Annotated in this window: 13 protein-coding genes; 5 read left to right on the top strand and 8 right to left on the bottom strand. The window is 67.0% G+C overall.

The window, feature by feature from the left end; all coding sequences use genetic code 11:
• Nucleotides 1–42 precede the first annotated feature (42 nt).
• The 5 genes from QNA09_RS05175 to QNA09_RS05155 all read right to left on the bottom strand — a co-directional run bounded on the left by QNA09_RS05175 (nucleotide 43) and on the right by QNA09_RS05155 (nucleotide 5853).
• Nucleotides 43–1899 carry a bifunctional diguanylate cyclase/phosphodiesterase gene (locus tag QNA09_RS05175; RefSeq protein WP_119699525.1) on the bottom strand — a complete coding sequence of 619 codons (1857 nt, stop codon included), beginning with the start codon at nucleotides 1897–1899 and terminating at the stop codon, nucleotides 43–45.
• A gap of 44 nt (nucleotides 1900–1943) precedes the next feature.
• On the bottom strand, nucleotides 1944–4076 hold the full coding sequence (locus tag QNA09_RS05170; RefSeq protein WP_119699524.1) for an Rv1355c family protein: 2133 nt from the start codon (nucleotides 4074–4076) through the stop codon (nucleotides 1944–1946).
• Nucleotides 4073–4462: a hypothetical protein gene (locus QNA09_RS05165; protein ID WP_308072290.1), complete on the bottom strand. Its 390-nt coding sequence runs from the start codon at nucleotides 4460–4462 to the stop codon at nucleotides 4073–4075. The genes QNA09_RS05170 and QNA09_RS05165 overlap by 4 nt, the downstream gene beginning before the upstream one ends.
• 507 nt (nucleotides 4463–4969) lie before the next feature.
• On the bottom strand, nucleotides 4970–5395 hold the full coding sequence (locus QNA09_RS05160; protein WP_119699522.1) for a hypothetical protein: 426 nt from the start codon (nucleotides 5393–5395) through the stop codon (nucleotides 4970–4972).
• The gene (locus tag QNA09_RS05155; protein WP_119699521.1) at nucleotides 5392–5853 is read right to left on the bottom strand and encodes an effector binding domain-containing protein; all 462 of its coding nucleotides are present in this window, start codon (nucleotides 5851–5853) and stop codon (nucleotides 5392–5394) included. The genes QNA09_RS05160 and QNA09_RS05155 overlap by 4 nt, the downstream gene beginning before the upstream one ends.
• 246 nt (nucleotides 5854–6099) lie before the next feature.
• On the opposite strand from QNA09_RS05155, the gene QNA09_RS05150 reads away from it, so the two are divergent.
• From QNA09_RS05150 to QNA09_RS05135, 4 genes are read left to right on the top strand one after another with little or no spacing between them, the layout of a single operon-like run.
• Nucleotides 6100–7356: a class I SAM-dependent methyltransferase gene (locus tag QNA09_RS05150; RefSeq protein ID WP_119699520.1), complete on the top strand. Its 1257-nt coding sequence runs from the start codon at nucleotides 6100–6102 to the stop codon at nucleotides 7354–7356.
• Nucleotides 7353–8147, top strand: coding sequence for a hypothetical protein (locus tag QNA09_RS05145; RefSeq protein WP_003935118.1), 795 nt, complete (start codon nucleotides 7353–7355; stop codon nucleotides 8145–8147). The genes QNA09_RS05150 and QNA09_RS05145 overlap by 4 nt, the downstream gene beginning before the upstream one ends.
• On the top strand, nucleotides 8144–8788 hold the full coding sequence (locus QNA09_RS05140; protein WP_003935119.1) for a PIG-L deacetylase family protein: 645 nt from the start codon (nucleotides 8144–8146) through the stop codon (nucleotides 8786–8788). Before QNA09_RS05145 ends, QNA09_RS05140 begins: the two co-directional genes overlap by 4 nt.
• A gap of 10 nt (nucleotides 8789–8798) precedes the next feature.
• Nucleotides 8799–9839 carry an NAD(P)-dependent oxidoreductase gene (locus QNA09_RS05135; RefSeq protein WP_040274511.1) on the top strand — a complete coding sequence of 347 codons (1041 nt, stop codon included), beginning with the start codon at nucleotides 8799–8801 and terminating at the stop codon, nucleotides 9837–9839.
• 20 nt (nucleotides 9840–9859) lie between these two features.
• Here QNA09_RS05135 and rfbC read toward each other — a convergent pair whose 3' ends face one another.
• A complete protein-coding gene (gene rfbC, locus QNA09_RS05130) occupies nucleotides 9860–10414 on the bottom strand; it encodes a dTDP-4-dehydrorhamnose 3,5-epimerase (protein ID WP_119699519.1) in 555 nt (184 codons plus the stop codon).
• A 71-nt stretch (nucleotides 10415–10485) separates the two neighbouring features.
• Between rfbC and QNA09_RS05125 the strand changes: the two genes are divergently transcribed.
• Complete coding sequence (locus QNA09_RS05125) at nucleotides 10486–11616, top strand: class I SAM-dependent methyltransferase (RefSeq protein WP_040274509.1); 1131 nt, start codon at nucleotides 10486–10488, stop codon at nucleotides 11614–11616.
• Here the strand turns inward: QNA09_RS05125 and QNA09_RS05120 are convergent.
• Nucleotides 11583–12152, bottom strand: coding sequence for a YdcF family protein (locus QNA09_RS05120; RefSeq protein WP_082061347.1), 570 nt, complete (start codon nucleotides 12150–12152; stop codon nucleotides 11583–11585). The genes QNA09_RS05125 and QNA09_RS05120 overlap by 34 nt on opposite strands.
• Nucleotides 12137–13675, bottom strand: coding sequence for an oligosaccharide flippase family protein (locus QNA09_RS05115; RefSeq protein WP_279635742.1), 1539 nt, complete (start codon nucleotides 13673–13675; stop codon nucleotides 12137–12139). Before QNA09_RS05115 ends, QNA09_RS05120 begins: the two co-directional genes overlap by 16 nt.
• Nucleotide 13676 lies beyond the last annotated feature (1 nt).

Raw genomic sequence — 13676 nt, 5'->3', positions numbered from 1 at the left:
CCTACCTGGAGATTGTTTTCGACACAATAACGGACCGCTTGTTCATTCCGGAAGTGGGATCGGCACCTTCCAAGGAAGGTCGATTCTTCCTTGGCGAAGCAGCTCGTCGATCTGCTCGGGAGACTTCGGGCGGCTCAGGAGAAAGCCCTGGGCCCGACGACATCCCAGGTCCAGAAGTTTGGTCGCCGCCGAAACCGACTCGAGACCTTCGGCCACCACCTCCAGGCCGAATGCCGAGGCGAGCCCCATGATCGACTCGACGATGACGCGATCGCTCTCGCTGCGCTGGAGATTGAGCACGAACGCCTTGTCGATCTTGAGCGTGTGAACCGGCAGGGACTTCAGGTGGGCGAGTGAGCTGTACCCGGTTCCGAAGTCGTCGATCGCGCAGCACACGCCCAGACGCTCAAGCCGCCGGAGCGTCTTGCGCGAACGTTCGAGATCACTGACGACCACATACTCGGTGATCTCCAGGCACAGGCACGAGCTGCCGAGGCCGAACTCCTCGAGTGCGCTCTCCACCGTCTCCACGAAATCGAGGCTCACCAGCTGCACGGGCGAGACGTTCACACTCATCCGAATGTCCAGTCCCGGAATGCGCCGCCGCCACTCGGCCAGCTGCCCGCACGCCGTTCGCAGCACCCAGCGCCCGAGCTCGCCCGCCAGGTTCGTCGACTCGGCCACCTCGATGAACTCGGCCGGTTGCAGCTTGCCCAGCACCGGGTGATTCCACCGCACCAGGGCCTCGACACCGAGAATGCTGCCGTCACGCAGGTCGAACTCGGGTTGATAGTCCAGGGTGAGATGCTCGTCGTCGATCGACGTCCGCAGGCTCAGCTCGATGAGGTTGCGGCGCTCGCTCGCACCTCGCATGTCCTCGGTGTATGCGACGACGCTGTTGCCGCCCTTGCTCTTGGCCATCAGCATCGCCTCGTCGACCCGGCCGAGCAGCGCCACCGGCGTGATCCGTCCGGGCTCGCCGACGGCAACGCCGAGGCTGCCTCCGCGGCCTACGACCTGACTGCCCAGCTGCACCGACATCCCGACCGCCCACCGCAGCGCCTCGGCGCGTTCCCGGGCCGCCTCCAGAGACACCGGACCGTCGAGCACGACGACGAACTCGTCACCGCCGAGACGTGCCACCATGTCCTTCGGGTCGCACACGCGCGACAACCGCTGCGCGGTGCGGCACAGGAACACGTCGACGGCGGCGTGACCGAGGAAGTCGTTGAGCGGCTTGAGCCGGTCCAGGTCGAGAAACAGAACGGCGACCGGCCCCGGCTGCCCCCGCTTCAGCCGCTCCTCGAGGTGTTCGAGGAGGGCGCGCCGGCTCGCGAGGCCGGTGAGATCGTCGTGATAGGCCGCGTCGCGCAGGTCCTGTTCGGCGCGGACACGGGCCTGCACCTGCGCCAGCAGAGCCGCGATCATCATCAAGGTGTTGATCTCGTCCTCGCTCCAGTCGCGATCACCGGCCTTGATGAAGCCCAGGGTGCCGGTGGTGACGCTTCCGGAGATCAGCGGCACCGCCGCGACCGAGACCTCGGGTACTCCCGAACCCGCGCGCACCCGGTCGGCGTATTCGTCCCCCGACTGTCCCGGGCGGGTGACGGCCGGTTCCTTCATGGTCTCCGTCATGGCGAAAATCGGGTCGGCGTCCCGGAAGTGCACAACTCCCAGAGGGTCCGGGTCCGGCACGAATTCCCGCGGCGGCCACTCGGCGACGAGGACCGTCGCGTGGATCTCGTGATCGTTGTAGCGAAGAAAGCAGGTGTCGACCTCGAAGTGCTCGACGAGCTCCTGGAGCACCCGTTCGATCACCGAGTGATGAGACACGGCGTCCGCCGGCATGAGGTGGGAAGCCACCCGGGTGACGATGTTCTCGAAGCTCTTCTCCGCCATCTCAAACCCCTTGGGAACAGCACATTCGACGCGAGCGGACCGGATCAGGGATGTTTTCGAACTCTATCCGAGCGACGCGCACTGCGAATCAGTTCCGGTCGCGCCCGCGCCACCCGGAGCAGGAGGGCGAAGCGCAGGTCGGCCGGCCGGTCGAACGCGTCGTCGAGCGTCGACTGCAGCTTTCCGAGCGCGCCGAACCGGACCTCCGAGAGCCGGACGAGGTCGGTGTCGTCCTCGGCGTAGAGAAACACCGGTGAAGCAGGCTGGACCGCAAGCCCCAGACCGTGGGCGCAAATCCACACGCTCTCGGCTGCCATCCCCGCACGGACGTAGTCGGCGGGCCGTGGACCCACCGCGAAGACCGCCACGAGTGCCGAACTGCTCCGCACCCGCATTCCGGTCAGCCGCCCCAGCCCGTGCCCCAGGTCCCACTCCCCGAGCTGATCGAGCACATCGTCTCGGACCGCGAAGTCGAGCATCGTGCGCTCCGCGTCGTCCATCCCGAGTGTCCGGACGTCGATGCCGCTGTCGATGTCCTCCGAATCCGGCCACCGCAGTTCCGAGAGCATCTCGCGCCGCAGAATGGGAGTCAGGTAGCGGATCCTGTCCGATTCCGCGAGCAGCTCCGCGGCCTCGGCGAGGCGATCGGCGCCGGTGACGATCCTGATCCGGCCCCCCTCCTGTTCGGCTGCCCGGTATAGGGCAGCCGTCTCGGCGTCGGAAAGTGGTGATCCGTCACCGGGTTGCCGATTGGTTCCGCGGGCGAGCATCGGCTCGTACTGGGCGGCCAGGACCGAGTCCGTTCCGTCGGAGAACTGCATCGTCGCGAGCACCTTGCGCGGCGGCTCGCCGGCGTCCCGCTCGAGCACCCGGACCGGACCGAGTATCCGGTGTGCCGCGGCGGCGATGCGCGCGTTCTGCAGGGCAGCGCCGAGCGCGACGTAGCTGCCTCGGGCGTGGATGTCGATCGCGGTCGGCACGAAGTCGTCCGCGATGTCGATCTCGAGGGTTCCGCCGCCGGCCGTGACGGACCACGGCTGGCTGTTGCCGCCCGAGGGGGCTCTGCTCGCGGCATGCAGTACCCGGTCGATCGGATCGTCCGATTCCGGGGGCGGGGGTGCATCCGCACCCGGCCGGTTTCCGGGATCCGCCGGGAGGGTCAGGGCGTCGAGGCAGGCTTCGACGTCCACACGGCCGCGTCCCGAGTTCAGCGGTTGCCCGAGCCCCAGCCGTCGCACGACCGCGGCGACCGTCGCGCCGCCGAGCATCACCTCGCTGCCCAGTTGAGGCCAGGTGGCCAGCGTCTGCTCCACCTCCAGGAGGGAAGCGGCCATCCGGGCCGAGATCCGCTCCGGTCCGAGCAGGCGCAGCGCGTACGGAATCTTCTCCCGGCCCGACAGCGCGGCGAGCCGCTCCGGGTCGATCTCTCCCAGCAGACCGTGGAACGGCCGCCCCGGTTGCACATCGAAGCGTTCGACGTCGATGAGCCCCCGGTCACTCGTCTCCATCACCAGCGGTACCGCACGCCGGGCCGCTTCCGCACGCAGCGCGACCTTCACGTCCAGCGAGTCGCATTCGTCCACCACGATGTCGAGTCCGTCCACGAACTCGCTGATCGTTTCCGGCACCACTCCCTCGGGCCACACCGACAGGGGCAGGTACGGATCCAGTTCCGCGAGTCGCCGCGCGGCCACGACCGCTTTGTTCGTGCCCAGATCGACGAGGGAGGCCGGCAGCCGATTGAGATTCGACAACTCGATCGGATCGAAGTCTGCGAGTCGCAGTCCTCCGCACACTCCGTCGAGCACCAGCGCCTGCGCGACCGAGAAGCCGACGCTCAAACCGACGATTCCGACGGTCACTTCCTGCAGCCGGTCCTGTTCGGCCGACGTCACCTTGTTCCGGTTACGGTCCAGCCGTAACCGCCGGAACGAGTTCGGGCCGAGTATGCGGACGACGGTCCGATGCCAGGGGTAATGGACCCACCGCGCCGGCTCGTCGAGCAGGTCGCTCTCCGGCCGCGGGAGCACCTCGCGCAGTCCTCTCACCTGATCGGCGAGACGGTCGACGACGACGAGCCCGGGTTCGGAGCGGAGACGTCGAAGCTCCTCCATGTCCTGCGGCCGGTCCTCCGCAAACACGGAGGGCGTCCATCCGGTCTCGCCGTCGGCGTTCACATCGGCTCCCCGTCGAAGCGGATCCCACCCACTTCTCGTCGGAGTTCGTCGCCGAACGGATCGGTGCGCAGACGGTCCCACCACATGAGCCGGGTCCGATAGCGGGCGTCCGGGTACGGGGTGGCCGGCATGCTCGGGTCGACCACACCCCCGCAGGTCTTCCACAGATCCAGCAGGTTGTCGGCGGCGGTAGCCATCATGTATCGCGAGTCGAGCAGGCCCATGAACTTCGCGCCCATGCGCGCCACGGCAAGGGTGAGCTCTCGGCGCTTGGGCACATCCTCGGACACCCACGCCGCCTTGGCTTCGATCAGACCGAACGGGATTCGGCTCTCGATCATGCGGCGGAGATGGTCGACGTGCTTCGGCGCGCTCCATTCGGTCAAGGCGTGGGACTCGTCCGCGTTCTGGTAAGGCCCCTGGGCCCGCACCCCGCCCACGACGACCCCCCTTCGATCGAGCCCCGCGCAGAATATTGCCGTGCTCTCCCCGCTTCGCACACTTTCGTATTCCAGTGCGGACTCGACGCCGAATCTGCGATAGGCGCCCAACGCCCGGGCAATGTATTCGTTCCACAGATCCGGCGCCGCACTCGGTGCGGCTGCGACGAACGAATATCCGGAGGCCTGATCCCGGTAGGTCGAGACACGCTCCCGCACCGAGTGCGATGCGGCGCGCACTGCTCGATCCACGGTCGGCCTCCCGACTTTGCGGGAGACCCCGATCGGAGTCACCCGGCGGACCACATCGGACCCTCGCGCTCCTCGCGGTCGAAATCCCCGACCCGGGACGGTGCGGATCGTATATGTGGCTGTATTGATCGAGTATGCAGTATCCGAGTGCTCCCCACAGTGTTCACGCCGAAGAACGGTGTTCGAAGCACACAACAGCGTTCAAGCCAGAGATATGTAGAGTTCCGTCAGTCCCGACGGTCCGATGACTGCCACCTCCTCCCGGTGTGCCCGCTCGATCAGCCCCTCCTTCTCGGCGATCTCCACCTGGTGCCACACGTCGTCGACGGGATCGGAGTGCTCTCCGTCCGGCACGAAGCGGGCGAAGTACCCGGCGGGGACCCGTACCAGCGAGTCCCCGATCGTCAGCTCGCTCAGGCCCTCGCAACGACTGCCGACAACCGCATTCCATCCGACCTCGGGGTGGCAGATGTAGACCACGAGCACCTCGCCGACGCCGCGCGCGCGGATGCGATCCTCCGTGAAGGTCAGCAGTTCGGACTGCTGGCCGGTCGATCCCGGTTCGAGTCCCGGCAGAACGAGGCCGCCCACATAGTGGTCGTGCAGTTTGGTGAGTTCGAAACTCATTGCACACCAGCCTTTTCCGAGGTCACGATCGACACGTACATGTCGATGCGGTACGCGTGCGGATAGAACTCGAAATCACCGGTGAAGGATCGGACGATCTCCCCCGTCTCCTCGGCCGCACGGATCTGGTTCCACAGATCGATGAAGACGCCGGGGAAGGTACCGGTCGACGAGAACTTCGCGTAGGTTCCAGCCGGCAGGCAGGCCACTATGTGCCCCTCCGTCACCTGATCCAGGGACTCGCACTGATACCCGACCGTCTGGGTGTAGTAGGAGTCGATGTCGACCGCGTGATCGGTGTAGGCGGAGGCCAGCGGGCCGCCGAGCTCCTGCTTCAGCACCGCAGACCAGGCCCGGTCGAGCGCCCGATCGCGAACCTTGCCGAGAGCCCGGCGCGGGCTGCGCACGGGCAGGCCGGCGACGAGAGTCCGTTCGCGCTGAACGATCTGAAACGACATCGGGAGACCTCCCCAGGACCTCACAGTACGCCTCGCCCCCGGCGTGCCCGACCCACGAGTGGGGGTGTGAATAGTCCCGAGTCTAGGTGTGTCTACCAACCGGCGCCAAACAGCCGTAAAAACAATATCGAGGTTTGTTTCACGGTTCCATTCGTTCTCCAAGTATGATTACCTGGTCGAGTCGGACCGATGTTGCGGAAGTCTCGCCGGCGCGGTCCCCGGCCGACTGCCCGAGGGGTGTGATCAATGAAGTGCCGTCTGTGCGAATCCGAGAGACTCCTCAGCGTGCTCGATCTCGGTGCCACGCCACCGTGCGAACGCTTCCTGGCCGCGGACGAGCTCGACCTGCCCGAAACCACCTATCCCCTGCACCTGCGGTTGTGTGAGGACTGCCTGCTGCTGCAGATCCCGGCGCTCATCACCCCCGAAGACACCTTCACCGAGTACGCCTACTACTCGTCGTTCTCCGACTCGTGGGTCGACCACGCCCGCCAGTTCGTCGAGGCTGCCGTCCGCAACCTGCAACTCGGACCGGACTCCTCGATCGTGGAGGTCGCCAGCAACGACGGTTACCTACTGCGGCACGCGGTCGCGGCCGGCATCCCGTGTCTGGGCATCGAACCGTCGGTGAACGTCGGCGCCGCGGCGCGCGCGATCGGTGTCCCCACCGTCACCGCGTTCCTCGACGAAGGACTCGCCGAGGACATCCGCGAGGAGTACGGACCGGCCGACCTGGTCGTTGCGAACAACGTCTACGCCCATATCCCGGACCTGCTGGGCTTCACCCGATCACTGCGCACCCTCGTCGCCGACGACGGCTGGATCTCCATCGAAGTACACCACGCGCTGAACCTGGTGCGCGAAGCGCAGTTCGACACTGTCTACCACGAGCACTTCCAGTACTACACCGTGCTGTCGGCAATGCGGGCGCTGGCCAGCGGCGGTCTGTCGGTGGTCGACGTCGAACTGCTCGGCACACACGGCGGATCGATCCGGCTCTGGGCCCGGCCGGACGAGGTCGCAGGCTCTCCCGGAACACGAGTGGAAGCCGTGCTCGAGGAGGAACGCCGGGCAGGTCTGCACACGACGACGGGTTACCGCGAACTCGAAACCCGCGCCCGTTCGGTCCGCCGAATCCTGCTGCGATTCCTCCTCGACTGCTACGACCAGGGCCTGTCCGTCGTCGGCTACGGCGCCCCGGGCAAGGGAAACACCTTGCTCAACTACTGCGGAATCCGGCCGGACCTGATGGCCTACACCGTCGACCGCAATCCGTACAAGCACGGGCGTTACACACCCGGCGCCCGGATCCCGATCCTCCCGCCGGAACAGATCGAGAAGGACCGGCCCGACGTGGTCGTCGCCCTGCCGTGGAACCTGGCGGCGGAACTGACGACCCAATTGCAGTACATCTCCGCCTGGGGCGGCCGGCTCGTATTCCCGCTGCCCGAACTGCACACCACCATCGGCCCTGCCGATTTCGTCAGGAGGATCACGGTATGAAAGTCGTCCTGTTCTGCGGCGGCTACGGCATGCGCATGCGCAACGACCGTACCGACGAGATTCCCAAGCCCATGCAGATGGTGGGCCCACGGCCCTTGCTCTGGCACATCATGAAGTACTACGCCCACTACGGCCACACCGAGTTCATCCTGTGCCTCGGCTACGGAGCGGCCAAGATCAAGGACTTCTTCCTCGACTACCACGAAGAACAGTCCAACGACTTCGTCCTCCACGACAACCGGGTCGAGTTGCTCAACACCGACATCAGCGACTGGTCGATCACGTTCGTCGACACCGGCCTCGAATCCGCGATCGGCGAGCGCCTGCGCCGCGTGCGTGACCACCTGGACGGGGACCGGTACTTCCTCGCCAACTATGCGGACGTCCTGACCGACGCTCCCCTCGACGTGATGATCGAGCGCTACCACCGGTCCGGCGCGACGGCGTCGATGCTCGTCGTCCCCCCACAGTCGTCGTTCCACTGCGTCGATGTCGCCGAGAACGGTGAGATCAAGGAGATCGTCCCGGTCAGCCGCTTCCCGATCTGGGAGAACGGCGGGTACTTCGTGCTCAGTCAGGAGATCTTCGATCTGCTCCCACCCGGCGGCGACCTCGTCGCCGACGTCTGCGGCACCCTCGCCGGGCAGGGCCGGCTGTACGGCTACCGGCACGACGGGTTCTGGAAACCGGCCGACACGTTCAAGGAACGCGCCGAGCTGGACGACAACTACGCCCGCGGCATCCATCCGTGGACCGTGTGGGAGACCGCCCGTGCGACGGTGACGTCGTGATCGAACTGCACGCCCGCGACATCGGGGAGGTCGCGGTGCTCGGAGCCCACTGCGACGACATCGCGATCGGCATCGGCGGCACACTGCTCACCCTGACCGGCCGGGCGACACAACCCCTGCGGGTACGCGCCTTCGTCCTGTCGGGTGAAGACTCGCGACGCGAGATCGAGGAACGCCACGCGCTTGCGGCACTGTGCCCCGGGGCGGACGTCGAACTCACGGTCCTCGACGTTCCGGACGGCCGCGCCCCCGCGTACTGGGACGCGATCAAGACCGCCCTCGAATCCTTCCGGCACACCTGCGAACCCGACGTGGTGTTCGCACCGCAGCGCGGTGACGCACATCAGGACCACCGGTTGCTCGCCGAACTCGTCCCCACCGTCTTCCGCGACCACCTCGTGCTCGGATACGAGATTCTCAAGTGGGAGGCCGACACCCCCCACCCGGTGCTCTACCACCCCCTGACCCGCAAGGTGGCCGAGGAGAAGGTCCGGATCCTGCTCAAGCACTACCCCTCTCAGCTCGACCACGACTGGTTCGACGAACAGGCCTTCCTCGGTCTGTCGCGGCTGCGCGGCGTGCAGTGCCGTCGCCCGCACGCTGAGGCGTTCGTAGTCGAGAAGGCCACAGTCCACTTCTGAAAGGCATGCCATGCGCGTCCTCGTCACCGGGCATCAGGGATACCTGGGCTCCGTCATGGTCCCGGTTCTTCGGGCCCACGGTCACATCGTGACCGGACTCGATTCCGGCCTCTTCGCGGACTGCGTCCTCGGGCCCGCACCGGAGGAACCGTCCGCGATCCGGATCGATCTCCGTGACGTCACCGCCTCGCACCTCACCGGATTCGACGCGGTGGTCCACCTTGCCGCCTTGTCCAACGATCCCCTCGGAGCGCTCGAGCCGGACATCACGTATGCGATCAATCATCAGGCGTCCGTACGGCTCGCACGCTGCGCCAAGGCAGCCGGGGTGCGGCGGTTCCTCTATGCCTCCACCTGCTCCGTCTACGGCGCGGCCGGCGAGGACGCAGTCGACGAGAACGCGCCCCTGCGTCCGCTGACGCCGTATGCGGAGAGCAAGGTGCGGGTCGAGGACGACGTGACCGCCCTCGCCGACTCCGGTTTCTCGCCGGTCTTCCTCCGCAACGCCACCGCGTTCGGATTCTCCCCGCGCCTGCGCGCCGACATCGTCCTGAACAACCTCGTCGGCACCGCGGTGCTGACCGGCCAGGTGCGTGTGCTCTCCGACGGCACGCCGTGGCGGCCGCTGGTACACGCGCAGGACATCGCCGAGGCGTTCGCGCACGCGCTGGTCGCGCCGATCGACCGGATCCACTGCGCCGCGTTCAACGTGGGCATGGAGGCCAACAATGTGACCGTCGCCCAGATCGCTCAGACCGTCGCCGACATCGTCCAGGGCGCGGAGGTCGTGATCACCGGCGAGACCGGTGCCGACCCGCGCTCGTACCGGGTCGATTTCAGCGCGATCCGCAAGGCGTTCGACGACTATCTGCCGCAGTGGACCGTGGCCGACGGGGCAGCCGAACTGTATGCCCGCTACCTCCAGTACGGGTTGACGCGCGAGGGCTTCTCGAACCGGTTCGTCCGGCTCGCCCACCTGAAGCGTCTCCAGGAGGCCGGGGTGCTCGACAGCACGATGCGCTTCGAGCACTCCGGCGCCGGGCGGCGGTGAGGATGCCGGCGTCCGGGCAGTCAGAGGCCGGCCGCCAGGGCGGACCACGACCCCGCTGCCGCATCCCGGGCGCTGAGCACCGTCACCGGGAGGGGCCATCCGATCGCGAGGTCGGCGTCGTCGTACCGGACCGCCAGATCCTCCGCCGGGTCGTGCGGCCGGTCGATGCGGTAGCACACGTCCGCCACCTCGGTGAGGGCCTGAAACCCGTGCAGAAAGCCTGGCGGCACATAGAGATGGGCGAACTCCACGTCGTCCAGGAGGAAGGCGCTGTGGCGGCCGAACGTGTGCGAACTTCGCCGGATGTCGACCAGCACATCGTGGATCGCGCCGTGCGCGCACCGCACGAGCTTGGCCTCGCCCCGTCCGGACCGTCCGTGCATACCGCGTACAACGCCGCGTTTCGAACGCGACTGCGAGTCCTGGACGAAATCGGCGGCGCGCACTCCGCTCGCGCCGAGGTGGTCGTCGAACACCTGGGCGTCGAATGTGCGGGTGAACAGTCCCCGATCGTCCCGGAACGGCTCCGGGCGCAGGACGACCACATCCGCCAGTTCCGTCGTTTCCACCCGCATCGGCCCATCGTCGCGCATCGACGCCGACCGCGTGGCCGAACCGTGCACCGTTGCGGCGGAAGGAGAGCGCTGTGAGCACCTGCCGAGGATGCGGGAGCCCGGACGTCGAGCGCGTCGTCGACCTCGGCCCGATGCCCGCAGCGGACTGCTTCCCTGCCGTCGACACTCCCGTCACGGCCGACGAGACAGCGCACCCGCTCGCGATGAACCTGTGCCGCGACTGTGGGCTCGCACAGCTCGCCGAGGACGACTCGGTGCCCGACGAGCCTCGTGGAGTCGAACCGCAGGCGCTGCGCGACCAGGCCGCCGCCGCCGTACGTGCTGCGGCCTCGGAAGGTCTCCTCGTCGGCCGGACGGTAGCCGAGTTCGGCAGCCCGCACGGCGGTACCTGGCTTCCGTTGCTCACCGAACACGGCTTCCGGGTAGCTGCGGCGGGCGCCGCGGCCTCGGTGGTGCTCGACTCGTTCGGCATCATGCACGCTCCCGACCAGCGCGCGGCGTTTCGCGAGCGCGCATCGGCTGTCGCCCCCGGCGGCGTGCTGCTGCTGCAGTTCCATTCGTTGGCCACGATCGTCTCGGGGGGCCAGTGGACGGCACTCCGGCACGGGCACTATGCGTACTACTCACTGACCGCACTGCGCGCGCTGCTAGCCGAGGTGGGTCTGTACGTTGTGTATGCCCGCGAGTTCGAACTGTACGGCGGCACCGTGCTGGTCGCGGCACGGCGGACGCCGCGTGCCGTGCCGGCGGCGGAGACCCGGAACATCCTCGAGAAGGAGACGGCGATCGGTGTCACGGACGTGTCGTCGGTACGCCGGTTGCAGAGGGCAGCGGACACGCAGTCCCGCGCGCTGCGCGCCTGGCTCGAATCGTCGGCACGCCGACGGCGACGGATCTTCGCCTACGGGGCTGCGTCCCGGGCGGTAGCGCTCTTCGCACGCGCCGGGCTTGATCGGCGCCTCGTCACCGCTGTGGCAGATGCCTCACCGGCCAAGCAGGGCCGGCGCATGCCGGGAACCGACGTGCCGATCGTCGCGCCGGAGGAAATGATGATGGCGGAGCCCGACCGGGTTCTGCTCACCTTGCCGGATCTACTTCCCGAGGTGCGCGAGCGTTATCGGGAACTGGAGGGCCGCTGGGTACCGCTCGACGGGTACGCACAGGCGTTTCAGCAAGGAGGATTTATCAACGCACGCGCGTAACCGGCGGTCTGATACAGATACTGCCATGCCCATTCCCCAGGGGAGAGCCCGTCCGGACTGGCGATCATCAGTACATCGCCGGCGAAACAGCGCCGGATGATGAATCCCGCACGTGAAAGATGCGGCAGGAACGTGATCACGATGATCTTCCGCCAATGCTCCCGAGCGGCCAGGTCACGAATCGCTCGCGCTTCCCCGGATGTCGTCGGAGGACGGGGCGCGAAGCAGGTCACCGTCGGAATCGACGGCTCCGCACACAGACCCGTGAGCCGATCGTCCTCACCGCCGCTGGGATCCGACAGCGCGACGTGTGCCGCGAGACCCCTGTTCGCGAGCTCGATCCCGTAGGCGTAGCGCTCCTCTCCCGGGCCACCCAGCACAACGATTGCGTCTGCCGGGAGGAGGTGATCCTGAGCGGGTGCTACGTACAGGGGGATGCCTCCGGCGACCACCACCAGGAGCACGAAGACGACGAACGACAACCGCCGTCCGATCCGGATCCGTCTCGCCCGAGCGCTCGTCACGCTCTCGTGCATGTCCGTCCCCGGAGACGAGCGATCAGCGGCACCCCCGCCGCCCGGATCTCGGCGAAATCTGCCGGGGCGACCAACCTCGTGACGAGGAGATACCCGAGACCGAAGACCAGAACCTCGAGGACGAGCCGGCCGATACCTGCGACGAGCGACAGTTCGTCGGGACTCCCTCCCGATCGTTCGAAGTACATGACGGCGAAGAACATCGGGACGGACGCCGCGACAGGCGACCACATTACCCGCAGCATGTCGCGTCCGGTCACCCCTACTACCGAGCGCGTCACGGCGAGTCCCGTGACCCCGACGACAACTGCCGTTCCGGAGACAGCCAGCCCTACTCCGGACAGCCCGAGCGGAAGAAGCAGGAGGAGCAACGGGATGCCGGAGAGTATCCCCGCCCCCGTCATCCAGTTCATCCGCACGGATCGCCCGGCACCCTTGAGGGACTCCGCACTGACCGAGGTCATCGCCACTCCGATGCCTATACCGGCCATCGACGCCAATGCGACGCCGGCGCCGCGCCAAGGTTCACCGAGCAACAACACGACAGCTGACTCGCCCAGCGCAGCTGTCAATGCCGCCACCGGCACTGTCACCCGCCATATCCATCGGAGAGACCGCAGGAATGCCGCCCGGAACCGTTCGACGTCCGAGGCGATCCTGGAGAAGGCCGGAAACAGGACATACGAGCACACCTGGACGATCGCCATGGACGGGATCAAGGCGATTCGACGTCCGTAGCGGTAGTTGCCCAGAGCCGCTTCGTCGAGACCTCGACCGATGATGGTCAGCTCGACGGCTTCCTGCGCACGTGCAGCCATACCGTCCAGCAGGAGGGGGAAGGAGAACACGGCGAGCTCGCGCCACAGCCGTACCGAGAAGTGTCCGCGGAACGGATTACAGTGCGAGAGCGACCAGCTCGCTGCAATCCATACGGCCAACGATGCGTACGAACCTATCGCAAGCGCCCACACCCCCAGCCCCTGGGCTGCGCATGCAATCGAGACCACCGCGTAGGTCAGGCCGACTGCCGGATCGACGACGACCCGGCGACTGAACTGGAACCGTCGCTGCATGACGGCATCGGGCACACTCGTCGCAGCCGTCAACAGCACCGACCCGGACATCACCGCTGCCACTGTCGCCACTTCGTCGCTGTGGAACAACCACCCGATCATCGGTGCAGCTGTCAGGACCCCGACTGCCATGAGGGATCCCGTCGCGAGGGTCACCCAGAACACGGTGGTGACGGCGTCGTCGACCTCGTTCTCGCGTTGGATCAGCGCCTGGGCCAAGGTCCCATGGGTGAATACCACGAGGAATGTCGTCAGTACCGTTGCCGCCGCGAACACACCCACGATTTCCGGGGTGAGCAGACGTGCAAGGACCAGAGTCTGCACGAAGGTGATTCCCTGGACGAGGACGAGCCCCGCCGCAGCCATTGCCGCTCCACGCCGCAAGCGTCCCGCGAGCGGTCCGACAGGAGGGGCCTCGGCGGACTCCGGGCGTTCCGTAGGCTTCGACATG

This window comes from Rhodococcus sp. AH-ZY2 (genome assembly GCF_030916465.1).
GTDB lineage: Bacteria > Actinomycetota > Actinomycetes > Mycobacteriales > Mycobacteriaceae > Rhodococcus > Rhodococcus ruber.
This window is presented reverse-complemented; position numbering and strand designations above follow the sequence as displayed.